Source organism: Streptomyces sp. NBC_00690 (assembly GCF_036226685.1).
Taxonomy (GTDB): domain Bacteria; phylum Actinomycetota; class Actinomycetes; order Streptomycetales; family Streptomycetaceae; genus Streptomyces.
Map to the genome: position 1 here is coordinate 5,144,851 of NZ_CP109009.1, position 24,431 is coordinate 5,169,281.

The window sequence follows — 24,431 nt, forward strand, 5'->3', positions numbered from 1 at the left end:
CCGGGACCGCTCGTGAGAGAGGTCCCGGCCGCCTCCCCCTAGGACTCTGCCGTGGGGGGAATTCCCACGGACCCGTACAGACCACCTTGAGACACAACCCTGAGAGGGATTGACGCATAGTGCTCGACGTCAACTTCTTCGACGAGCTTCGGATCGGCCTGGCCACCGCTGACGACATCCGCCAGTGGTCGCACGGCGAGGTCAAGAAGCCCGAGACGATCAACTACCGCACGCTCAAGCCCGAGAAGGACGGACTCTTCTGCGAGAAGATCTTCGGTCCGACCCGGGACTGGGAGTGCTACTGCGGTAAGTACAAGCGTGTCCGCTTCAAGGGCATCATCTGTGAGCGCTGTGGCGTCGAAGTCACACGCGCCAAGGTGCGCCGCGAGCGGATGGGCCACATTGAGCTTGCCGCCCCCGTAACCCACATCTGGTACTTCAAGGGCGTTCCCTCACGCCTGGGCTACCTGCTGGACCTCGCGCCGAAGGACCTGGAAAAGGTCATCTACTTCGCCGCGTACATGATCACGTTCGTGGACGAGGAGCGTCGTACTCGCGACCTGCCCTCGTTGGAGGCTCACGTCTCCGTCGAGCGCCAGCAGGTCGAGAACCGTCGCGACGCCGACCTCGAAGCCCGCGCCAAGAAGCTTGAGACCGACCTGGCCGAGCTTGAGGCCGAGGGCGCCAAGGCCGACGTGCGCCGCAAGGTGCGCGAAGGCGCCGAGCGTGAGATGAAGCAGCTCCGCGACCGCGCCCAGCGCGAGATCGACCGCCTCGACGAGGTGTGGAACCGCTTCAAGAACCTCAAGGTCCAGGACCTGGAGGGCGACGAGCTGCTCTACCGCGAGCTGCGCGACCGCTTCGGGACCTACTTCGACGGTTCGATGGGCGCCGCCGCGCTGCAGAAGCGCCTGGAGTCCTTCGACCTCGACGAGGAGGCCGAGCGCCTCCGCGAGATCATCCGCACCGGCAAGGGCCAGAAGAAGACCCGTGCGCTCAAGCGCCTCAAGGTCGTCTCTGCGTTCCTCCAGACCAGCAACAGCCCCAAGGGCATGGTGCTGGACTGCGTCCCGGTCATCCCGCCGGACCTGCGTCCGATGGTGCAGCTGGACGGTGGCCGCTTCGCGACCTCCGACCTGAACGACCTGTACCGCCGGGTGATCAACCGGAACAACCGTCTGAAGCGTCTGCTCGACCTCGGTGCCCCCGAGATCATCGTGAACAACGAGAAGCGGATGCTCCAGGAGGCCGTTGACGCGCTGTTCGACAACGGTCGTCGTGGTCGCCCGGTCACCGGTCCCGGTAACCGCCCGCTGAAGTCCCTGAGCGACATGCTCAAGGGCAAGCAGGGTCGTTTCCGTCAGAACCTGCTCGGCAAGCGAGTTGACTACTCGGCGCGTTCCGTCATCGTCGTCGGCCCGCAGCTGAAGCTGCACCAGTGTGGTCTGCCCAAGGCCATGGCGCTGGAGCTCTTCAAGCCGTTCGTGATGAAGCGCCTGGTGGACCTGAACCACGCGCAGAACATCAAGTCGGCCAAGCGCATGGTCGAGCGCGGTCGCACCGTGGTGTACGACGTCCTCGAAGAGGTCATCGCCGAGCACCCGGTGCTGCTGAACCGTGCGCCCACGCTGCACCGCCTCGGCATCCAGGCATTCGAGCCGCAGCTGGTCGAGGGCAAGGCCATCCAGATCCACCCGCTCGTCTGCACCGCGTTCAACGCGGACTTCGACGGTGACCAGATGGCCGTGCACCTGCCGCTCTCCGCGGAGGCGCAGGCCGAGGCCCGCATCCTGATGCTGTCCTCCAACAACATCCTCAAGCCGGCCGATGGCCGTCCGGTCACCATGCCCACCCAGGACATGGTGCTCGGCCTCTTCTTCCTCACCACGGACGAAGAGGAGCGCGAGGTCAAGGGCGAGGGCCGGTTCTTCGGCTCCACCGCAGAGGCGATCATGGCGTTCGACGCCCGTGAGCTGTCCCTGCAGGCGAAGGTCGACATCCGCTTCCCGGTGGGCACCATCCCGCCGCGCGGCTGGACCCCGCCGGCCCGTGAAGAGGGCGAGCCCGACTGGCAGCAGGGAGACAGCTTCCGGCTGCGGACGACCCTGGGTCGTGCGCTGTTCAACGAGCTGCTGCCCGAGGACTACCCCTTCGTCGACTACTCGGTCGGCAAGAAGCAGCTCTCCGAGATCGTCAACGACCTCGCCGAGCGCTACCCCAAGGTCATCGTGGCGGCGACGCTCGACAACCTGAAGGCGTCGGGCTTCTTCTGGGCGACCCGCTCCGGTGTCACCGTCGCCATCTCCGATGTCGTCGTGCCCGAGGCGAAGAAGGCGATCGTCGCGTCGTACGAGGCTCAGGACGAGAAGGTCCAGAAGCAGTACGAGCGCGGTCTGATCACCAAGGAAGAGCGCACCAACGAGCTCATCAAGATCTGGACCCTGGCGACCAACGAGGTTGCCGACGCGATGAACGCGAACTTCCCGAAGACCAACCCCATCTTCATGATGGTGAACTCGGGTGCTCGTGGAAACATGATGCAGATGCGTCAGATCGCCGGTATGCGTGGTCTGGTGTCGAACGCCAAGAACGAGACGATTCCCCGTCCCATCAAGGCGTCCTTCCGTGAGGGCCTGTCCGTGCTGGAGTACTTCATCTCCACCCACGGTGCCCGTAAGGGTCTGGCCGACACCGCCCTGCGTACCGCCGACTCGGGTTACCTCACCCGTCGTCTGGTGGACGTCTCGCAGGACGTCATCATCCGCGAGGAGGACTGCGGCACCGACCGCGGCCTCAAGCTGCGGATCGCCACCAAGGACTCCGAGGGCCGTCTGCGCAAGACCGACGACGTCGAGACGTCGGTGTACGCGCGGATGCTCGCCGAGGACGTCGTCGTCGACGGCAAGGTCATCGCGCCTGCCAACGTCGACCTTGGTGATGTCCTGATCGACGCCCTCGTCGCCGCTGGCGTCGAGGAGGTCAAGACCCGCTCGGTCCTGACCTGTGAGTCCGCGGTCGGCACGTGTGCGTACTGCTACGGCCGTTCGCTCGCCACCGGCAAGCTGGTCGACATCGGTGAGGCGGTCGGCATCATCGCCGCCCAGTCCATCGGTGAGCCCGGTACCCAGCTGACGATGCGTACCTTCCACACCGGTGGTGTGGCCGGTGACGACATCACCCAGGGTCTGCCCCGTGTCGTCGAGCTCTTCGAAGCCCGTACGCCCAAGGGTGTCGCCCCGATCTCGGAGGCGGCCGGCCGCATCCGTATCGAGGAGACCGAGAAGACCAAGAAGATCGTCGTCACCCCGGACGACGGCAGCGACGAGACGGCGTTCCCGATCTCGAAGCGTGCCAAGGTCCTGGTGCGCGAGGACGACCACGTCGAGGTGGGCCAGGCACTGACCTTCGGTGCCACCAACCCGCACGACGTGCTGCGCATCCTCGGTCAGCGGGCCGTTCAGGTCCACCTGGTCGGCGAAGTGCAGAAGGTCTACAACTCGCAGGGCGTGTCGATCCACGACAAGCACATCGAGATCATCATCCGGCAGATGCTGCGCCGAGTGACGATCATCGAGTCCGGCGACGCCGAGCTGCTGCCCGGCGAGCTGGTCGAGCGTTCGAAGTTCGAGACGGAGAACCGTCGTGTGGTCACCGAGGGCGGTCACCCCGCCTCCGGTCGTCCGCAGCTGATGGGTATCACCAAGGCTTCGCTCGCCACCGAGTCGTGGCTGTCCGCGGCGTCCTTCCAGGAGACGACCAGGGTTCTGACCGACGCGGCGATCAACGCCAAGTCGGACTCCCTGATCGGCCTCAAGGAGAACGTCATCATCGGTAAGCTCATCCCGGCCGGTACGGGCCTCGCCCGCTACCGCAACATCCGGGTGGAGCCCACCGAGGAGGCCAAGGCCGCGATGTACTCGGCCGTCGGCTACGACGACATCGACTACTCGCCGTTCGGCTCCGGCTCCGGCCAGGCCGTGCCGCTGGAGGACTACGACTACGGTCCGTACAACCAGTAGCGGTAACAAGCAGTAGAAACGGTCATGGGGCGGCCATCTCGGGAGAGGTGGCCGCCCCATGTTCCTGTACTATGGGCGGCTGTTTTCTACGCGTGTGCATTTGTTTTGACCGCAGCCCATGCGGTAGGTACGCTCTTGCCTTGTGCCTGGGGTGTGCCTGGGCTCGTGTGCGTGTCCTCAACCGCATGACGAGTCTTCTAACGGCCACCGCAATCTGCGCCTCTCCGCCTACGTCGGCGGAAGCCTCGCAGCTTCGACACACCCGACCGCGTGGGTCGGAGATGTTCCAGGTTAGTTTCACTGAACGGCACACAGAAACCGGAGAAGTAGTGCCTACGATCCAGCAGCTGGTCCGGAAGGGCCGGCAGGACAAGGTCGAGAAGAACAAGACGCCCGCACTTGAGGGTTCCCCCCAGCGCCGTGGCGTCTGCACGCGTGTCTTCACGACCACCCCGAAGAAGCCGAACTCGGCCCTGCGTAAGGTCGCGCGTGTGCGTCTGACCTCCGGCATCGAGGTCACGGCCTACATTCCGGGCGAGGGACACAACCTGCAGGAGCACTCCATCGTGCTCGTGCGTGGTGGCCGTGTGAAGGACCTGCCGGGTGTTCGTTACAAGATCATCCGCGGTTCCCTCGACACTCAGGGTGTCAAGAACCGCAAGCAGGCCCGCAGCCGCTACGGCGCCAAGAAGGAGAAGTAAGAATGCCTCGTAAGGGCCCCGCCCCGAAGCGCCCGGTCATCATCGACCCGGTCTACGGCTCTCCTCTGGTGACCTCGCTCATCAACAAGCTTCTGCTGAACGGCAAGCGTTCCACGGCCGAGCGGATCGTCTACGGCGCCATGGAAGGTCTTCGTGAGAAGACCGGCGCCGACCCGGTCATCACGCTGAAGCGCGCCCTTGAGAACGTCAAGCCGTCTCTTGAGGTCAAGTCCCGCCGTGTCGGTGGCGCCACCTACCAGGTGCCGATCGAGGTCAAGCCCGGTCGTGCCTCCACCCTGGCGCTGCGTTGGGTCGTCGGTTACTCCCGCGCCCGCCGCGAGAAGACCATGACCGAGCGCCTCATGAACGAGCTGCTGGACGCCTCCAACGGCCTCGGCGCTTCGGTCAAGAAGCGTGAGGACACGCACAAGATGGCCGAGTCCAACAAGGCCTTCGCGCACTACCGCTGGTAGTCCCTACCCACATCGAGACCGAGAGAAGACTGAGCCATATGGCCACCACTTCGCTTGACCTGGCCAAGGTCCGCAACATTGGGATCATGGCCCACATCGACGCGGGCAAGACGACGACCACCGAGCGCATCCTGTTTTACACCGGTGTGAGCTACAAGATCGGTGAGGTCCACGACGGCGCTGCCACGATGGACTGGATGGAGCAGGAGCAGGAGCGCGGCATCACGATCACGTCCGCCGCGACGACCTGCCACTGGCCGCTCGATGAGGTCGATCACACGATCAACATCATCGACACCCCGGGTCACGTGGACTTCACCGTCGAGGTGGAGCGTTCGCTCCGCGTCCTCGACGGCGCTGTCACCGTGTTCGACGGTGTCGCGGGTGTCGAGCCCCAGTCCGAGACTGTCTGGCGTCAGGCGGACCGCTACGGCGTGCCGCGTATCTGCTTCGTCAACAAGCTCGACCGCACCGGTGCCGAGTTCCACCGCTGTGTCGACATGATCAGCAACCGCCTTGGCGCGGTGCCGATCGTGATGCAGCTGCCCATCGGCGCCGAGATGGACTTCAAGGGTGTCGTTGACCTCGTCACCATGAAGGCATTCGTCTGGTCCGCCGAGGCGACCAAGGGCGAGATGTACGACGTCGTCGACATCCCGGCCACCCACACCGAGGCTGCCGAGGAGTACCGCGGCAAGCTTCTGGAGACGGTCGCCGAGAACGACGAAGAGCTGATGGAGCTGTACCTGGAGGGCACTGAGCCCACCGAGGAGCAGTTGTACGCGGCGATCCGTCGTATCACCATCGCCTCTGGCAAGTCCGATGGCATCACCATCACGCCGGTGTTCTGTGGCACCGCGTTCAAGAACAAGGGCGTTCAGCCCCTGCTCGACGCGGTCGTGCGCTACCTGCCTTCTCCCCTGGACGTCGAGGCCATCGAAGGCCACGACGTCAAGGACCCGGAGCTGGTCGTCAAGCGTCGCCCGTCCGACGACGAGCCGCTGTCGGCTCTTGCGTTCAAGATCGCGAGCGACCCGCACCTGGGCAAGCTCACGTTCATCCGGATCTACTCCGGGCGCCTGAACGCGGGCACCGCGGTCCTGAACTCTGTGAAGGGCCGCAAGGAGCGCATCGGCAAGATCTACCGCATGCACGCGAACAAGCGTGAGGAGATCGAGTCGGTGGGCGCGGGCGACATCGTCGCCGTCATGGGCCTCAAGCAGACCACCACCGGTGAGACGCTCGCGGACGAGAAGAACCCGGTCATCCTGGAGTCCATGGACTTCCCGGCGCCGGTCATTCAGGTCGCGATCGAGCCCAAGTCCAAGGGTGACCAGGAGAAGCTGGGTGTTGCCATCCAGCGTCTCGCGGAGGAGGACCCCTCCTTCCAGGTGCACACCAACGAGGAGACCGGCCAGACCATCATCGGTGGTATGGGCGAGCTTCACCTTGAGGTGCTGGTCGACCGGATGCGCCGCGAGTTCCGGGTCGAGGCCAACGTCGGCAAGCCGCAGGTCGCGTACCGCGAGACGATCCGCAAGGCCGTCGAGCGCGTGGACTACACCCACAAGAAGCAGACCGGTGGTACCGGTCAGTTCGCCAAGGTGCAGATCGCGATCGAGCCGATCGAGGGCGGCGACGCCTCGTACGAGTTCGTGAACAAGGTCACCGGTGGCCGCATCCCCAAGGAGTACATCCCTTCGGTGGACGCGGGCGCGCAGGAGGCCATGCAGTTCGGCATCCTGGCCGGCTACGAGATGACGGGCGTGCGCCTTACGCTCCTCGACGGTGGCTACCACGAGGTCGACTCCTCCGAACTCGCGTTCAAGATCGCCGGTTCGCAGGCCTTCAAGGAGGCCGCGCGTAAGGCGAGCCCCGTGCTTCTTGAGCCGATGATGGCCGTCGAGGTCACCACGCCCGAGGACTACATGGGCGATGTCATCGGTGATATCAACTCCCGCCGTGGCCAGATTCAGGCCATGGAGGAGCGGGCCGGTGCCCGGGTCGTCAAGGGCCTGGTGCCGCTCTCGGAGATGTTCGGCTACGTCGGAGACCTCCGCAGCAAGACCTCGGGTCGCGCAAGCTACTCGATGCAGTTCGACTCCTACGCCGAGGTTCCGCGGAACGTCGCCGAGGAGATCATCGCGAAGGCCAAGGGCGAGTAACTCTTCCGAGTAGACGCTTTAGGCTTATCACCGGAGCCGTTGGGGCATTCCAGCCGATTACGAGAGTTTTCCAAGGAAATGTCCCTGGCCCCGGCATCCCAGCAAAGATCACCTGGCGCCGATGAGTAAGGCGTACAGAACCACTCCCCAGGAGGACCCCAGTGGCGAAGGCGAAGTTCGAGCGGACTAAGCCGCACGTCAACATCGGCACCATCGGTCACATCGACCACGGTAAGACGACCCTCACGGCCGCCATTACCAAGGTGCTGCACGACAAGTACCCGGACCTGAACGAGGCCTCGGCCTTCGACCAGATCGACAAGGCTCCTGAGGAGCGTCAGCGCGGTATCACCATCTCGATCGCGCACGTCGAGTACCAGACGGAGTCGCGTCACTACGCGCACGTCGACTGCCCGGGTCACGCGGACTACATCAAGAACATGATCACCGGTGCGGCGCAGATGGATGGCGCCATCCTGGTGGTCGCCGCCACCGACGGCCCGATGCCGCAGACGAAGGAGCACGTGCTCCTGGCTCGCCAGGTTGGCGTTCCGTACATCGTCGTCGCGCTGAACAAGGCCGACATGGTGGACGACGAGGAGATCCTGGAGCTCGTTGAGCTCGAGGTTCGTGAGCTCCTCTCCGAGTACGAGTTCCCGGGCGACGACCTTCCGGTCGTCAAGGTCTCGGCGCTCAAGGCTCTCGAAGGCGACAAGGAGTGGGGCGACTCTGTCCTCAACCTGATGGCCGCCGTCGACGAGTCGATCCCGCAGCCCGAGCGTGACGTCGACAAGCCGTTCCTGATGCCGATCGAGGACGTCTTCACGATCACCGGTCGTGGAACCGTCGTCACCGGTCGTATCGAGCGTGGTGTCCTCAAGGTCAACGAGACCGTCGACATCGTCGGTATCAAGACCGAGAAGACCACCACCACGGTCACCGGCATCGAGATGTTCCGCAAGCTGCTCGACGAGGGTCAGGCTGGCGAGAACGTCGGTCTGCTCCTCCGTGGCATCAAGCGCGAGGACGTCGAGCGCGGCCAGGTCATCATCAAGCCCGGTTCGGTTACGCCGCACACCGAGTTTGAGGCCCAGGCGTACATCCTGTCGAAGGACGAGGGTGGCCGTCACACCCCGTTCTTCAACAACTACCGCCCGCAGTTCTACTTCCGTACCACGGACGTGACCGGCGTGGTGACCCTCCCCGAGGGCACCGAGATGGTCATGCCGGGTGACAACACCGTCATGACGGTGAACCTCATCCAGCCCGTCGCCATGGAAGAGGGCCTGAAGTTCGCCATCCGTGAGGGTGGCCGGACCGTGGGCGCCGGCCAGGTCACCAAGATCGTCAAGTAGTTTTGACGGTTTGACCTGGTAGCTCCAAACGAGCACCAAGAAGAGGCCCCGCACCGAAAGGTGTGGGGCCTCTTCGCATGTTCTCGGGGCCGCTTGTTCTCGGGCCCGTTCCGAGCGTGGTGGATCCGCGCCGGTCTCAGACCTTGCTGATGGGGCGGGTCTCCTTGGCGACGTCCCGTGCCTGCCAGGACCACGGTCGGGCGTCCGCCCCGATCCCGACGGCCGTGGGCCCGCGGCCCGTCACCATCAGCGCGGGAGTACCCGTGATCACGAAGGGCCCCTTCGGGGACAGGGACACCTTCGCGGTACGCAGCCGAGGCCGCCCGCCCAGGTCCTGTTCGAGGAGGACCGGCCCGCCGGGTGTGGCAGCCACGCTCAACGGCCCGTACCCCGTCGCTTCGGTGTGTTGGCGGGACCCGTCCGTGTGGATCGACGTCACGAGCGGGCTCGAAGGCTGCCGGTAGTACAGCCGAACACCGCCGTCGCTCATCGCCAGTGCGGCGACCGGCCCGCCGGGAGCCGGGAAGCGTACGCCGTGACCACCCGGCGCGGACGTACGGATCGACACGTCCTGGCCGGGGGACTCCTGCCCCCAGTGGTGGACGGTGTCCCGCCCGGCCGCGAACACGTGCACCCTACCGGCGCGATCCACGACGGCCGTCAGACCGTCCTGGATCTCCTCGCCCAGCAGAGTGCGCCAGGCGCTCCACTCGCCGTCCAGGTCCCGTACGCGCGTACTGATCCGCTTGTCGGCGGTGCGCACGAACAGATGGACCCGGCCGTCCGCCGCGGTCACCGCGACCGGGACACCGATGCGCCGTCCGCGATCGTCGTTGTACTCCGGGTTGCCCAGCCCCTGCCAGGCCCGGAACTCGCCGCCCGGGGCACGCTCCTCCAGCAGGACTATCTCGCGCCGGTTCTCCGCGCCACGCCCGCCGAGCGCCGCGAACCGCAGCCCGAACAGCAGCTGCCGGCCGTCCTCCAACACGGCCGAGCCCAGCGCGGGGGCCAGCGGCCCACCGCCGAGGTCGTCGGGGGCACCCCACCGGCCGCTGCCGGGCGCGGTCTCCCGCCAGCGGACGGCACGCAGCCCGAGCACCCCGTACGCGGCCAGGCGGTCCGTCCGCTCCACGGCGACGACCGGTCGCGCACCGGGGTAGCGGTGGTGGGTGGAGCGCACCCATCCCTTGCTGTTCTTCAGCGGACGGTCACCGCTCACGCTGTAGTCACCGCAACCGGACGCGTTGCCACACTCCCAACCCGGATCACCGCCGTAGGGGACCAGGGCAGCCGCCTTCTCCTTCAACACCCGAGGGGGCAGGTTCTTGGGCCAGTGCCGGTTGTAGTAGCCGCGGAACGCCTGTGTGACGAACCCGGGCACCCGTCCACCGTCCGCTGTGGCCTCCGCGACCCACCGCACCATCGCCGCCCAGCTGAAACAGGCGACGGCCGTGTGGTCCGCGTGGTCGGAGTAGCCGGGCTGCTCGCTGTCGTGCTTACGGGTGCGCTCGTCACTGTGCTGGATGTCCGGATCGGGGTCGAGCGTCTGGATGACGGTCGGCCGGTACTGCTCCATCAGCCCGACGAGGACGTCGATCAGCCCCTGATGTCCGTACGAGATGGTCTTGCGCAGGGGCGAGTCCTTGGCGATCACGGTCTGTACGCCGACTCCCCGGTCGCGCCAGAGGCTGGGCAACGCCATCCAGCGGCGGCCCGTGTGCATCGGCAGATTGAGGAAGACCAACTCGACGCGGCGGTGCCCGTTGGTGAGGGTGTTGATCTCGGCGAGCCGATTGCCGCGGAGGGAGATGACTCCCTTGGTCCAGTCGCTGAACTTGTCGAGTCCGATCAGCGTCGCGTACGCCTGCCGCAGGCCCTGGTGCCGGGCGGAGGAGTAGCCGGGCCGGTCCTCGGGTCCGTGGTGATGCTGTCCGGGGATCTTGTTGATGCCGGTGTGCTCGCCTGCGCTGACGTACACGGACAGCAGCGGGACCCCGCCGTCCAACAGCCGTTCGGTGTCCGGGTTCATGAAGTACAGATCGTCGTCCGGGTGGGCGACTATCTGCATCAACTGGGCGCGCCGGGAGCTGGCTATGGCCATGCCGGGAGCAGGATCAGCGGCGGGCACGGGCCGCTGGGGCGCGGGTACGGTGCAGCCGCTGAGCGCCCCGGCGGCGATCGAGGTGACACCGAGCGCGGCCAGGATGCTGCGCCGCCGTGGGCTGGTCTTCCGTGTCCGGGCATGCGTCACCTGGGCATGGGCAAGTCCATCGTTCACGTGGGTGTGTGCTCCGTCCGCTTCCCCCCGCAGCGGGCCGGCAACAAGCCCCCGTCTGCGATGCAGTGGTGTGATTCGAGTGCGAACGGGCTGGTCAGACCCGCTCGCGATCAACTAGACGGATTATCGACATGGAGGGTTGCTCGGGTGGTTGCGTGATAAGGACCCTTGCGGTGATTTCCGCCTGATTCCGGCCATGCTGATCCATGCCACTGGCATGCCGATTTCGGCCCGTACGTGGGTTCCGTACGTTGGAATGGAAGGAACCATCACGATGGCGAACCATGGCGGGGGACAAATCATGGCGTGGGAAGAGTGGGCACAGGTGAAGGCTGAGGCGAGCGCCCGGCAGACCGCTCAGACGCGGTTGAACCAGTTGGCCCCGCTGGACGGTGGCGGCGTTGGTATGCCTGAGCTTGCGTCGAGCCCGGAGGACAAGCAGGCCGCGGCGAGGGCGATCAACGAAGAGGTGGAGCCTGGAGTTCGTAGCGGCGGTAAGCACGTCACCGACAGCATGCGCACGGCCATCAAGGAGTTCGGACCACGGGACGGCCACGGCTGGGACACCTCCGGCGCCTTGCAGAAGGCACAGGAGACCTGGACCAAGCAGGTCAAGATGCTGCTCGATCGGCTGGCTGCGGAGGAACACGCACTGGCTAGGACGGGAATCGACTTCCGTAACAATGAACTCGATATCGCGGCGAAAGTGGCACGGCAGTCCCGAATAGACGGCGTCTGAACATCTGAATTGCTCCGGGGGGATGCGTGCCGACCTACTACGAAATCATGAACACCGACCTGTCCAAACTCAGCACGGCTGCTGACAGGTGGGGCGAAACCGCGGGAAAATTCAAGAAGCTCGGGGAGAAGTACGAGCGGTCTGTCCATGGGATATCGCTCGGCACCTCGTGGCTGGGGGTGAGCGCCCAAGCCGCCAACGACAGATTTAGTGTGACGCTGAAGGAGTTTCGTGGGGCCCAGCAGGAAGCAAAGGCGGTCGCCTCCCTGCTGCGGGATGCCCACACCCAGCTCGTCAGTCTTCAGGCGAAGCTCAAGGCATTACGGGACGATGCGGTCACGGCAGGCATGCGGGTCTCGGAACAGGGTGTTGTCGCTTTCGATACCGAACGCCTCACTCCGGGGGAGCGCCTCGCGTATGTGCATGACCCCAGCTATCAGGAGAGCAGGCGCGCGGCGGCGACGGCCTGGTTCGACCGGATCAACCAGGCCGTCCAGGCGGTGACCGATACGGACGACGGGGTACGTCTCGCATTGGCGGCGGCGGTGCGCGACTCGGACTACATGGACGGCACGTTGAATGGATTCAACAGGAGGCCGGTAGACAGTCCGTACCCTTCCTTGGCGGAAATGGGGAAGGTTGCCAACATGCCCAAGGAGAGGGCGGAGATTCCTGAATGGTGGCGCTCCCTCGATCCGACGACCCGATGGCTTCTGCTCCAGGAGCGCGGTGACGAGATGAGGGCGGCAGGGGTCATGGAGCCCCTGTATCAGTGGGAGAGCCCGGATGAAGGGTCAGGAGAGTTCAACGTGGAGAAATCCACGCCCAGGGACGCCATGCTTCATGCCCAGGCTCTGGCTATTGCCACAGGCGGGGATTTAATCGGTGAAGTTGGGGCTTCACGAAATATGCTCCATTACCTTGGAGCCACCGGAGAGACCCTGAATCTTGATGTGAACCGGATGCTGAAGGACGACTCAGGGTTTCGGTCGAGAATCGAAGAAGAGCATCTGGCCTCCGGTCAGAATGCGTGGCGCCAGAAAGCGCTGGACGAGTTTTATCGGTCTGGGGGAGACCAGGCCGTAGTTGTTCCTGTCGAGAGCAAGGTCCAGCACAGTACGTTGCGCAGTGAAGAGTGGTTCCATGCGGTCGGGTCCCATGCGCAGAACATTTCTGGAATGGTCACCGTCACACCAGGTTCGGATGGCGGCGCGCCGAGAGTCTCTCTCGACTATCAGGTAAATGTGTGGGACCGCTATAACTGGGATGCTGGTAAGGCTACGGAGTTCAAAGGTGGAGCTACCATCTCGGATTCCGACATGGGGCGCCTGCATCAGGTTGGCTCTGCGCAGGAGTTCGACATGCGGGGAACTAGCAGTGCCCGTAACCATGACCTCAACAGCGGTGCGCTCCCTAGCATTGAGCCGGATATGGCTGATCAGTCTGGGCGCGAGGGAACGCGTGCTGATGTTTCGCGGGGCGAGGAGAAGAACCGGTGAATCACACCCGCAGAATGGTGAATCGCCTTACCGTCCTCTCCGCGGCCGTCGGTCTGCTGACTGTCGGCTGTGCGACGGGACAGGGGAGCCGAGGAATCGACGACCGCTACCCGTACTGGGAGAAGGGGGCGGGGGTCCCCGAGGCTGTGGCATTCATGAATGTTGAGCTTCCCCAGAGTGCGACGCGGGTGAAGGGAGCCGTGCGGGTTCAGCCGCAGGAGCGGGTGTACCTCCTGTCCTTTCTCACCAGCGAGGAGACTGCCGAGTCCATCGCGGATGACCTGCGTTCCGAGTACCCGCTGGAAGCCGGTACCGGTACTGACTCGCTGAGTGGGGATGGTTTTGAGCACCTGGGGCTCACATCACCACAGGACATCAAGGGTGTCCGTACGACGAGTGTCTGTCCGCCGTGCGTCGGCGACGGACGGCGGAGCAACGTCCAGGGCATGGAAATCCATGTGGGCCAGGACTCGGGAGACCGTGTACGGGTGTATCTGACCGCGTACTGACTGGTTGGTGGAGCCAGGTCAACGTGATTCTCAAGCTGGTTCTCGGGGGAGGTGGTGACCGCACAGTGTGGTCACCACCTCGTCGCTGCTACGCCTCGGTGAAGATCTCTTCGGCTGAGCTGGCGAGGACGGCGCGTGCGAGCCACTGACGCAGGATTTCGGGGTCGGCGCACTCGGTGATGCGCGCCCGGGCCTCGTCGGTGAGGGCGATCTGCCGCAGCTCCAGCACGAGCAGGATGTCTTCCGCCCGGCCTTCTGCCCGGCCTTCCGCCCGGCCTGCTGTTCGTCCTTCTGCCCGGCCTTCGTCTCGGATTTCCTCAGAGAGAGGCGACTTGTAGAAAGAAAGGTCCACGGCCACCAGGTTCCTCCACTGTTGTGCGGCCGGGCGCTTACCCAGGCCTTGTGCGGTCAGTTCGACGATGGGGTCGGCGATGGTTTCCGGTGTGTCCCGCAGTGCGGTGGACAGCGCCTTCAGTATGGCACCGACGTCCGGATCGGCTGCGTGCGTAATCGCCGACAGGGTGGCCAGTGCCAGGTCCTTGCGGGCCTCTGCCGGGTTGGTGATCACAGGCATGTTGTGTGGGCCCGCCACCAGCGCTCGCAGGACGACTGAGGGCCACTGAGGTGGCCCGATCACTACCGGCCGTGATGCCCATTCGGCGGTGGCCCGGTCCTGGCAGACCACCAGCAGCAGCGGCGGCACCCGGTACTTCTCGTAGAGATAGGTGAGGTAGTAGGCCCAGCTCCCTGGCTTGGATGGGTCTTTCTTGCCCTGGGCTTCTACAGCGAGGAGGAAGGCTCCTTCGCCCTCCGTATCGAAGCGCAGCAGCGTATCGACCCGCCGTTCTACAGGCTTGGTCTCCGTCAGGTCGGTCGGTAGGACCGTGACCGAGCTGGGCGTGGGCAGGGTGAGGCCGAGTAACTGGGAGACCCCGGTGAACAGTTCTGGGTACTCCTGGAAGATGCGGTGCATCGCCTCGTGGGGTGAGCTGACCATGTGGTTCCTACGGTGGTGGGTCGGTTGGATGAGTCGTGGCGCAGCCACGGCAGCGCCCCGGGGTCGGGGCGCGGAACGCCCGGTCGCAGCGGTCGCAGTTCTGGAGCGGGTGCCGCACGGGCGGGTTCTCGGTGGGCGGTCGGAAGGGCGGCGCTGGTGGCAGCCCTGCCGTGAGCCGGTGGGCCAGCAGTCCGGCCGGTCGGCGCAGGCCATCGGCGGGCAGGTTGGTGGTGAGTGCGTGGCGTACGGCGTCGGGGCTGGCCTCGTGTTCCAGCCAGGCCGCGACTCCCGGGGCCAGCTGCTCTGTGTCTCGTGCGGAGAGCAGGAGGCGCGGGTCGGTGTGGTGCAGGCGGGCCAGGAGGTCCGTTGCTGCCCTGAGTAGCTCCCCGGTGGGAAAGCCCGGGTGCGGTACGGACAGGGGTACGGGCTCGCGGCGCGGTGGGCGTTCGGAGGGTGCCCGGTTGGCGGGTGCGGTACGGGAGTCGCGGGTACGTGGTGGGGCTGGGCGAGTGCGGCCCGGTGAGGCTCGTTGAGCGGCGGTTCCGGGGCGGTGGCGGGCGGCGGGCTGGTTGCAGGACACCGTGCGGGTGATGATCCGACCGCCTGGCACTCGTTCCCGTACGCGTCGTAGATAGCCGACCGCTTCCAGTTCGCGCAGTGCTGCGGAGATCCGGGCCGCGCCTTCGGGGAAGCGGGCGGTGAGCGATTTGATGTCCACCCGGGCCCCGGTCGGCAGGGACTGGATGTGCACGCCCAGTCCGATCGCCAGCAGGGATAACTCGGAGTGCTGGGCGAGGTGGTTGCCGATGATGGTGAAGCGGCTGGTGTGACGGGTGTTGTCGTGCGTCACGCCATACGGCTGACGCTTGCCATCAGGGCGATCAAACGTGTCGTGCTGCGTCTCGGCATCCCTGGGCGGGGCGTGCGAGGGCACGCTAAGGTGCTGCGTATCCATCGGGAAGGTCCGTCTTCCTTGGTGGTCAGGCCCTCGCATTGGGATGCCAGTCCCGGCGGGGGCCGTCGTATGTCTGCGGTTGTGTTGCCGCGAGCGTAGAGCACTCAACCCCCGCCATTACCAGCCCTGTTGCTGAGGTTCACCCGTGTGAGTGAGACTCCCCGAACGGCGAGAAGGGGGGTGGGGTTGGGTGCGGTTCTTTCTTCTCTTCTGTTCCTTGGAGGAGAGCGCCCGTGCCACCGGAACCTGATTGCACGTGCTCCGGTGAGGGGCACTGATCCGGTGCGAGATTGAGCTCCGCCCACACTGTTTTGCGCGGTACCGGGCCCAGTTTTACGCCCCACCGGTCCGCGAACGCCTCGACCAGCAGCAGCCCACGCCCCGACTCGCTCTCGGGCTCCGGGGCCAGGGGGCTGGTGCCGGGAATGCGGCCCGTGTGGGTGTCGGTGACCTCGATCCGGAGGGCGGGACGATCACCGCCTGTGGTGTGCAGGCCGAGAAGGAAGTCACGGCCGGCCACCCGGCCATGGGTGACGGCGTTCGCGGCGAGCTCGGCGACGATATGCGCCGCATTTTCGGCCACCTGATCCGACAGGCCCCAGGAGTCCAGCCGCTCGGTGACGAGTCGACGGGCGAGACGGGCGCCGCGAGGGGTGGGGGAGAGCACCACGCTGAAGCGGGCGGTGGGGGAGCCCAGTTGGGCAATTCGCTGGTTCACATCACTCAGCGTTGCCGCCTCTGCTTACGCTGACCAGTGACGAAACGATTGCGTACGGTTACTGTCCGGAGCTTGTCCAGCGCTGTCCAGGCTGTCGAGACGTTCCTACGGGCAGGGGGCGTCCAGTGACAGCGGTATGTCGGAGGTGGCACGGGTGCGGGTGAACACGGACGGTACGGAACAGCCCGGTGGCGAGGCGGATGAACCCGGTTGGGAGGTCGACCCCGACGATGAGTCGGGAGCGGCCGTTATTGCCACGGTGGGAAGGCAGTTGAGGCTGCGCCGAGAGGCGGCGGCGATGCGCGCTGCGGACTTCGCCCTTGCGATCGGCTACGGCGAAGACCTCGTCTACAAGGTGGAGGCCGGAAAGCGGATTCCCCGCGCCGAGTATCTGGACAGGGCGGACGCGGTCCTGAGCGCGGGTGGGCTGATCGCCGCGATGAAGCGGGATGTGGCGGAGGTGCGGTACCCGAAGCGGGTGCGGGATCTGGCGAGGTTAGAGGCCCGCGCGGTCGAGTTGCTGTCGTACGGGAGCCATGCTTTGCATGGGCTGTTGCAGACTGAGGGCCATGCTCGCGCGTTGCTCGGAACGCGTCGTCCTGCGCTGGCACTTGATGAGCTAGATCGGGCGTTGGATGGACGAATGGCACGGCAATCCATCTTCGACCGCTTACCCGCACCCGAACTCAGCTTTGTCCTGGAAGAGCAGACGTTGCGTCGTCCGACCGGAGGCAGAATGGTGATGCGCCAGCAGCTCGAACGCTTGTTGGAGGTAGGGCAGATGCGGAACGTCGAGATCCAGGTGATGCCGATGGACCGCTGGGAACATCCTGGAACGGGCGGGAGGATTCAGGTGCTCAAATTCGGTGACGGCTCGGCAGTGGGCCGCACCGACGACGAGTACGGGGGGCGTCCCGTCTCCGACCCCAAGCAACTACGGGTTCTTGAGCTGCGCTATGGCATCATCCGGGCTCAGGCTCTCGCGCCAGGGGAGTCACGGGCCTTCATCGAGCAAGTGCTGGGAGACACATGATCCGGGAAGCCTTCGTCCGGGAAGTCGACGAACTGGTCTGGTTCAAGAGCAGCTACAGCGACACCAGCAACCCCAACGACTGCGTCGAGGTTGCGACTGCTGTCGGCACGGTGCATGTCCGGGACTCCAAAAACGTTGCGGGCCCTCGGCTCGCGGTCACGTCCAGCGCATGGGCCGACTTCGTCTCGTACGCATCCGAGCGCTGATCCTCAGCTGAACGTGCCCCGGGCTTGGCTCCGGCCAGGTGCGGGGCACACTGCTGTGCGGCTCCAGAGCAGAGGTCGGGGTCCTGGCGACCGGTCCATCAGCACGGTTTACCGCCCAGTTTCCGTCGCCGAGCGTCGAGCTGACCGCTGACGTTGGGAAGCCTCGCTCCCCGTGGCGGTAACTCCCGCTCTGAGCGATTCCCTATGGAACGATGCTGTCCATGACAGACAGCGGGGGCGGAATGTCACAGACCCAAGAGGCTTCGGCAAGCCGTGAGTTCGCCGTCTTGCTGGGGGAGTTCAGACGGACCGCGGTCCTGGTTCCCTTCGATCCGTATGGCAGCCTCTGGACGGCGGATCAGAGCGGCGTTCGCTGGATATGTGCCTTCTCCGGCGAGGAGTCCTTGGCCCGCTTCGCTCTGGCGCGAGGCGAAGCCGAACGGGAATGGACGTATCACACCGTTCTTGGCGCACGGCTGCTCGATGTGCTGGTGCCGACCATCAAAGGGCCAGCCGGGGTTGCGTTGGACGCGGGCAGCGATGGGGGCGTGCTCTTCCCGCCCGTCGTGGGGATCGTGCCGGACGCGGTGGCAGTCGATGCGGGGAGGACCCCGTGAGTGAAACCGATCCGGACCTGGCGGTGCCGCCGGGGGCGCTGGAGCTGATCGCAAGCGGGATAGACAAGGCGTACGGCGAACTGAAGGACCTCGGCCTGGTCGGAGACGCGACCTCCCACCGCGGGTTCGCGGATCTCGCACTGTCGGGACTGGAACTGGGGCACCGGGGGCTCAGCGAAGAGTTCAAGACCTTCTGTCGGCGGTGGGAGTGGGGCGTACGCGGCCTGATGCAGCGGGGCAACGGTTTCGCCAGGGAGCTGGGGCTGTCGGCGGGGGCCAGCTATGAGCAGGAGCAGTACCGCAAGGACTCGTTCAAGATCGGACTCAACTCCCTCAACGGCAACCCCCACCTGAGTGAGGACGAGGTCACGAAGAAGAGCTGGGACGAGATCAGGAACCAGGCCGCGTGGGACAACCCGGACTACAGCGCGGAGTCCTTCTCCAAGGCTCATGGTGAGGTGAAGCAGACCTGGCAGGACACGACGTATGACGTGAATGACGCCCTGATGGACTCGCTGACGGATTCGGGAGTCATCGACCCGCGTTTCCGTGGTGCCCTGGAAGCGCAGGCGCAGGAAACATACGACCCATCTGAGGAGGCCGTCCAGCGGGCTCGTGAGGGGGACGGCGGCTGATGGGGGTTGATGACTGGGGCAAGGCGCTCGATGGGCTCGGTTCCGCGTATGACAAGGTCCGCGACGGGATCGACAAGGGCAAGGAGATCGTCGGGGAGGGCGTGGACGCCGCCACCGACGCGGGCGCCGATCTGCTGGACAAGGTCGGAGCTGAAGGCGCGGCGGACTCGTTCGAGGACTGGGGCGACCGCAAGGCATCCTCGCTCGGCGCGCAGGTGGACGAGGCTCAGCTCGGCCAGACCGACGAGGCGAACGAGCTGATCCACGGCAACCCCGGACGGATCAACGCCGCGGCGAAGAACCTGCGGGACTTCCAGACCGCGTTCGACAGCGTCGGGCAGGGTCTGAAGCAATTGGACTCACAGCAGTGGAAGGGCGAGGCGGCAGACACCTTCCGGGAGAAGTTCTCCGTACTGCCGGTGGACTGGCTCCGCGCGGCGGACGCGTTCAGTGCGGCGGCGAAAGCGCTGGGCTCCTACGCCGAGATGGTCACTTGGGCGCAGGGCAAGGCGAGGGAGGCCATTGCCCTCTACAAAGAGGGGAACGATACCTCCAAGACGGCGATCGAGACGTACAACAAGAAGGCGGAGGCGTACAACGCCGCACGCAACGGACCTGATCCGCTTCCCAAACCGGACACGTTCGTCGATCCGGGTGAGTCCCAGCGAGAACGGGCGCGGGAGATGCTTGCCGAGGCCCGTAGGCAGCGCGACGACGCCGCGGAGACGGCCAAGTCAGCGGTCGCCGGGGCCCTCGCACACGCCCCGGCGGAACCCAAGGGCGCCGAGCGGCTGAAGCTCGACGCGATCGACACCGGAATCGCGCAGATCACCGAACTCCAGCACGTGGGCAGCGGGGTGATCAAAGGGACGGCGGGAATCCTCAACTTCGTCCGTGCCGTCAACCCGATCGACCCCTACAACCTGACCCACCCCGCTGAGTACTACAAGGGCACCAGTACGGTCCTCGCCGGTCTGGTCTCGACAGCGGCCAACCCGGACCGGGCGCTGAAGAACCTCTGGGAGACGGCGAAGAACGACCCGGGGGAGTTCGTCGGCCGCCTGCTCCCGGAGCTGATCGGCACGAAGGGCGCGGGAGCCGTCCGGGGCGGCATCCGGGCCGGGGCGAAGACGGGCACGGACTCAGCGGCTCGGCAGAGCGTGGACGATCCGGCGAAGCCGTCCCGTACCCGGGACGCCGTGGAGAGCGGGCACACCGACCCGATCGATCTGGCGACCGGTGTCATGTTTCTGCCGCAGACGGACATCTCACTGCCTGGGTTGCTGCCTCTCGTGTTCGGACGGCGAGTGGCGTCGGACTACCGGGCGGGACGCTGGTTCGGGCCGCAATGGGCGTCGACAGCGGATCAACGGTTGGAGATCGACTCTCAGGGGGTCGTGCTGGTCTGCGAAGACGGGCTCCTGCTGGCTTATCCCCATCCCGCTCCCGGCGTCCCGGTGCTGCCGAGCCATGGGCCCTGGCGCGCCCTCAGCGTAGATCCGGACGGTGACTACACCGTCACGGAGCACGGGACCGGTAGGGTCCGCCACTTCACGACGCGGGGCTACGGGCACCTTGCGACTTCGGAAAGGGAACTGGCTCTCCTCACCCGGATAGAGGACCGCAACGGCAACTGGATCGACTTCGAGTATGACGAGAACGGGGCCCCCGCCTCGATCGTCCACCACGGCGGCTACCACCTGAAGCTTGCGACCGACCAAGGCCGGATCAGCTCTTTGAGCCTGGCCTCCGCCGCAGCCGGCGGCGCCGATCAGCAGATCCTGCGGTACGGCTATACCGACGGCCTACTGACCGAGGTAACCAACTCCTCCGGCATGCCACTGCGGTTCGCGTACGACGCGTCGGGACGGGTGACGTCATGGACCGACACCAACGGCAGCCGCTATGACTACGCCTACGACGACGAGGACCGGTGCGTCGCGGAAGGCGGTGTGGCCGGGCACATGGCCGTGCGGCTTGAGTATGGCACCGCGGACCCCGGAACCGGGCTGCGCACAACGACTCTGACCAGCAGGAACGGCGCGATCAGGCGGTACCAGGTCAACACCGCCCATCAAATTGTCGCGGAGACGGACCCGCTGGGTGCGGTCACTCGGTATGAGCGCGATCGCTACAACAGACTGCTCTCCCGCACCGACCCGTTGGGGCGGACCACGCGGTTCGCGTACGACGACGAGGGCAACCCGGTACGGGTGGTCAGGCCGGACGGCCGGGAGTTGCTTGCGGAATACGGAGAGCTCGGTCTGCCCGTACGAGTGGTCGGCCCGGACCGCACCACGGTCCGACGTGAGTACGACGAACGTGGGAACTGCATCCGGGTCGCCGGCAACTCCGGTTCGACTCTGTTCTTCTACGACGACACCGGCCGATTGACCTCGGTGACCGATGGGCTCGGTCACCTCACCCGAATACGGTGCGACCCAGCGGGTCTCCCCCTCGAAATCGTCGATCCGCTGGGTGCGGTCAGCCGCGTCGAACGTGATGGTTTCGGACGGCCGGTCGCCGTGATCGACGCACTGGGAGCGGTGACACGGCTGGAGTGGACGCCGGAGGGAAGACCTGCCCGGCGGATAGAGGCAGACGGGAGCGAGCAGTCCTGGACGTATGACGGTGAGGGAAACTGCGTTCGCCATACGGATGCTCTGGGAGCACAGACCCGCTTCGAATACACGCACTTCGATCTGATGTCGGCTCGGACCGGGCCGGATGGCGCGCGGTATGAGTTCACCCATGACGCGGAGTTGCGTCTCACCCAGGTGCTGAATCCACACGGACTGACCTGGGACTATGCCTACGACCCGGCGGGTCGACTGAGCTCGGAGACAGATTTCGACCGCCGTACGCTCGGCTATGAGCATGACGTGGCGGGCCGGCTGGTCGCCCGTACGGACGGGCTGGGACAGGTGGTCCGCTATGAGCGAGACACCTTGGACCGGATCATCTCCAAGAACGCAGACGGAGCGGTCACCACGTTCGCGTATGACCTCTTCGACCAGCTCGCCGAGGCAAGCGGTCCCGACGCGTACATCAGCATGTTGCGTGACCGGTTCGGCCGTCTGAGGTCGGAGGCCGTCGACGGCCGAACCACCTCCTACCTTTACGACGAACTCGGCCGCAGGGTCTCCCGGACGACGCCTTCGGGTGCCGTGAGCACCTGGACCTACGACGCCGCAGGGCGGCGAAACACCCTGACCGCGTCAGGCCGGACGCTCACCTTCGAACGAGACGCAGTTGGTAGAGAAGTCACCCGCGGCATCGGCGAGACCCTGGCCTTGACGAACAGCTACGACCTGGTGGGACGGCTCACGACCCAGCAGGTCATGAGCGCGGGCCGCAGTGTCCAGCACCGCGGTTACAGCTATCGGGCAGACGGCCATGTCATCGGGGTGGACGATCAGCTCACCGGAGTCCGCGCCTTCAGCCTTGATGCGGTTGGCAGGGTCACCGCGGTCAACGCCGAGGGCTGGACGGAGAGCTACGCGTATGACGAGGCGGGCAACCAGACAGAGGCTTCGTGGCCGTCCACTCACCCTGGGCAGGAAGCGACGGGGTCGCGCACCTACAGCGGCACCACCATCACTCGCGCGGGGAAGGTCCGCTACGAGCATGACGCACGGGGCCGCATCACGCTGCGTCAGAAATTCCGGTTGTCGCGCAAGCCGGACACCTGGCGGTACACCTGGGACGCCGAGGACCATCTGACCTCCGTGGTGACGCCGGACGGCAGTTGTTGGCGCTACCGGTATGACCCGCTGGGCCGCCGCATCGCCAAACAGCGGCTGGGGCAGAACGACACCGTCCTGGAACAGGTCGACTTCACCTGGGATGGCGCGATCCTCTGCGAGCAGACCACGGTGGCGGATGATTTACCGAATCCCGTCACGCTCACCTGGGACCACGATGGCCTGCGCCCGTTGACGCAAACAGAACGCATCGCGTCGGCGGAAGCACCTCAGTCGGAGATCGACCAACGCTTCTTCAGTATCGTCACCGACCTGGTCGGCACCCCGACAGAACTGATCGATGAGTCGGGCGACCTGGCGTGGCACACCCGAAGCACACTGTGGGGCACCACCACCTGGTCCACGACCAGCACCGCGTACACCCCACTTCGCTTCCCCGGCCAGTACTTCGACCCGGAGACGGGCCTCCACTACAACTTCCACCGGCACTATGACCCGGAGACCGGGCGCTACCTTTCGCCGGACCCGTTAGGGCTGGCGCCGGCTCCTAACCCGGTCGCCTATGTCCGCAATCCGCATCTCTGGTCCGATCCACTCGGGCTCGCTCCATATCCGCCCAATCTTGCTTTGGGCATCCGTGAGCACAATTTGCGGGAGTTCGCAGTGAAGAACGAATTCGCTCACTATCTCGATGACTTGGACTGGGAGGCGAGTGTGCGGGGTGCAGCCCACAACCCCGACGTTCACTTGCATATCGCGATCGATGGGTTTTTCGGAGACAGCCCTACAGAAAAGATTATGGCTGCATACAGAAGTGGTTCAGGCGATAATTGGTTCGCGACGGAGCGTGAAATCTATCACGTGGGAAAGGCGGTTCGTGTGGGCGATCGAGAATGGGATAGTATAACCTTTTATGAAGAAGGTATGAAGGTGAAGATACCGGAATTGGAATTCTCGAAGCCGCAGGAAGGGGAAGGTGTTAAGAAGTGAACGAGGTTGCCTGCTGGGAGAGAAAGTTTCAAGTTTGGCAGTACTCGGTTAGTCATTCGACATTGTTGCTACGGAGCGTGGTTTCCGGTCCCCTGAGGTCTCGGATTGACATTGCCTTCCCGGCTGTTGAAATCATGAAACTTCAGCCTACTTACAGGACTTTGAGAATCGACGTGGTTGCCCAAGATGAGGTTGCTGAATGGCTGGGGGTGCATCCAGGGATCTCGCATGGATCTCTCTTCCTGCTGAATAGGGGGGAAGGGTATGTCTGGTCAGCTGACTTTCAGTGGTTCGAGGACGAGGGGGATCAGAGGTCTCCCTCTCGCTTTGGGCCGTTGCGGGGGACTGCGTGAGCTGACCTCCGAGACGGACGCCCCCGCCTCGGGTATGGGTTCGTAGCCGACGGCGTACGTGCATTCAGTGATCCGGTCGGAGAGTTCCAGGGACCCTTGGGTGCTAGGCGCAGTCCTGCCGTAAACCGAAACGATAGTGGGCTTTTTGAACGGGGAATTCTAGGGATGGTGAGCGTTTCAAGGCGGAGGGAACGGCTCGCTCGGGTTCCGAAATGTCGGTCGCGCGCTCAATATTTGGCCCCCTCGGTGGGGTCGTGGAGCCGGGTGCAGTAGGCGCCACTGATTCGGATTATGTCGACGACGTCGCCATCGATTCATTCTTGCCGTCCACCTTGGCTTTGAGGTAGGTCTCCTCCACCAATGTCCCTCGGCCGGGGAAGTAGGTACCTACGGCCATCAGATGCCGATTTCCAACAGTTCGAAGAAGTAGTCGGCAGAATCCTCATCGGCAGAGCCAAGCGCCGACGCCAGCGCTTCCAATATGG

Annotated in this window: 17 protein-coding genes; 13 read left to right on the forward strand and 4 right to left on the reverse strand. The window is 65.1% G+C overall.

Features of this window, described 5'->3' with window-relative positions:
- The first annotated feature begins 119 nt into the window (after window positions 1-119).
- From OID54_RS22540 to tuf, 5 genes are all read left to right on the forward strand, one after another.
- Window positions 120-4,019 carry a DNA-directed RNA polymerase subunit beta' gene (locus tag OID54_RS22540; RefSeq protein ID WP_329022154.1) on the forward strand — a complete coding sequence of 1,300 codons (3,900 nt, stop codon included), beginning with the start codon at window positions 120-122 and terminating at the stop codon, window positions 4,017-4,019.
- Window positions 4,020-4,348: 329 nt separating this feature from the next.
- A complete protein-coding gene (rpsL, locus tag OID54_RS22545) occupies window positions 4,349-4,720 on the forward strand; it encodes a 30S ribosomal protein S12 (RefSeq protein WP_003948652.1) in 372 nt (123 codons plus the stop codon).
- A 2-nt stretch (window positions 4,721-4,722) separates the two neighbouring features.
- Window positions 4,723-5,193 carry a 30S ribosomal protein S7 gene (rpsG, locus tag OID54_RS22550; RefSeq protein WP_093656423.1) on the forward strand — a complete coding sequence of 157 codons (471 nt, stop codon included), beginning with the start codon at window positions 4,723-4,725 and terminating at the stop codon, window positions 5,191-5,193.
- Between the two features lie 38 nt (window positions 5,194-5,231).
- Complete coding sequence (fusA, locus tag OID54_RS22555) at window positions 5,232-7,358, forward strand: elongation factor G (RefSeq protein WP_329022156.1); 2,127 nt, start codon at window positions 5,232-5,234, stop codon at window positions 7,356-7,358.
- Window positions 7,359-7,519: 161 nt separating this feature from the next.
- On the forward strand, window positions 7,520-8,713 hold the full coding sequence (gene tuf, locus OID54_RS22560) for an elongation factor Tu (RefSeq protein ID WP_329022157.1): 1,194 nt from the start codon (window positions 7,520-7,522) through the stop codon (window positions 8,711-8,713).
- 136 nt (window positions 8,714-8,849) lie between these two features.
- Here tuf and OID54_RS22565 read toward each other — a convergent pair whose 3' ends face one another.
- Entirely contained in the window at window positions 8,850-10,964 is a 2,115-nt protein-coding gene (locus tag OID54_RS22565) for a PIG-L family deacetylase (protein ID WP_443055785.1), read from the reverse strand.
- Between the two features lie 328 nt (window positions 10,965-11,292).
- On the opposite strand from OID54_RS22565, the gene OID54_RS22570 reads away from it, so the two are divergent.
- The 3 genes from OID54_RS22570 to OID54_RS22580 are packed head-to-tail and all read left to right on the forward strand — an operon-like array spanning window position 11,293 to window position 13,738.
- A complete protein-coding gene (locus tag OID54_RS22570) occupies window positions 11,293-11,730 on the forward strand; it encodes a hypothetical protein (RefSeq protein WP_329022160.1) in 438 nt (145 codons plus the stop codon).
- Between the two features lie 47 nt (window positions 11,731-11,777).
- On the forward strand, window positions 11,778-13,229 hold the full coding sequence (locus OID54_RS22575) for a hypothetical protein (protein WP_329022162.1): 1,452 nt from the start codon (window positions 11,778-11,780) through the stop codon (window positions 13,227-13,229).
- A 14-nt stretch (window positions 13,230-13,243) separates the two neighbouring features.
- On the forward strand, window positions 13,244-13,738 hold the full coding sequence (locus tag OID54_RS22580) for a hypothetical protein (protein ID WP_329022164.1): 495 nt from the start codon (window positions 13,244-13,246) through the stop codon (window positions 13,736-13,738).
- Window positions 13,739-13,826: 88 nt separating this feature from the next.
- Here OID54_RS22580 and OID54_RS22585 read toward each other — a convergent pair whose 3' ends face one another.
- The 3 genes from OID54_RS22585 to OID54_RS22595 form a co-directional block, all read right to left on the reverse strand.
- Window positions 13,827-14,735, reverse strand: coding sequence for a hypothetical protein (locus tag OID54_RS22585; protein WP_329022167.1), 909 nt, complete (start codon window positions 14,733-14,735; stop codon window positions 13,827-13,829).
- 7 nt (window positions 14,736-14,742) lie between these two features.
- A complete protein-coding gene (locus OID54_RS22590; RefSeq protein WP_329022169.1) occupies window positions 14,743-15,690 on the reverse strand; it encodes a helix-turn-helix domain-containing protein in 948 nt (315 codons plus the stop codon).
- A gap of 139 nt (window positions 15,691-15,829) precedes the next feature.
- The gene (locus tag OID54_RS22595) at window positions 15,830-16,408 is read right to left on the reverse strand and encodes an ATP-binding protein (protein ID WP_329022171.1); all 579 of its coding nucleotides are present in this window, start codon (window positions 16,406-16,408) and stop codon (window positions 15,830-15,832) included.
- 136 nt (window positions 16,409-16,544) lie between these two features.
- Here OID54_RS22595 and OID54_RS22600 point away from each other — a divergent pair, with 136 nt between their 5' ends.
- The 5 genes from OID54_RS22600 (at window position 16,545) to OID54_RS22620 (ending at window position 23,593) form a co-directional block, all read left to right on the forward strand.
- Window positions 16,545-17,441 carry a DUF5753 domain-containing protein gene (locus OID54_RS22600; RefSeq protein WP_329022173.1) on the forward strand — a complete coding sequence of 299 codons (897 nt, stop codon included), beginning with the start codon at window positions 16,545-16,547 and terminating at the stop codon, window positions 17,439-17,441.
- Window positions 17,438-17,647 (forward strand): DUF397 domain-containing protein, encoded by a 210-nt coding sequence (locus tag OID54_RS22605; RefSeq protein ID WP_329022175.1) that lies wholly within the window; start codon window positions 17,438-17,440, stop codon window positions 17,645-17,647. Before OID54_RS22600 ends, OID54_RS22605 begins: the two co-directional genes overlap by 4 nt.
- A 221-nt stretch (window positions 17,648-17,868) precedes the next feature.
- Window positions 17,869-18,264 carry an SseB family protein gene (locus OID54_RS22610; protein ID WP_329022177.1) on the forward strand — a complete coding sequence of 132 codons (396 nt, stop codon included), beginning with the start codon at window positions 17,869-17,871 and terminating at the stop codon, window positions 18,262-18,264.
- Window positions 18,261-18,899 (forward strand): hypothetical protein, encoded by a 639-nt coding sequence (locus OID54_RS22615; RefSeq protein ID WP_329022180.1) that lies wholly within the window; start codon window positions 18,261-18,263, stop codon window positions 18,897-18,899. The genes OID54_RS22610 and OID54_RS22615 overlap by 4 nt, the downstream gene beginning before the upstream one ends.
- A complete protein-coding gene (locus OID54_RS22620) occupies window positions 18,899-23,593 on the forward strand; it encodes a putative T7SS-secreted protein (protein WP_329022182.1) in 4,695 nt (1,564 codons plus the stop codon). The genes OID54_RS22615 and OID54_RS22620 overlap by 1 nt, the downstream gene beginning before the upstream one ends.
- Window positions 23,594-24,431: the final 838 nt, after the last annotated feature.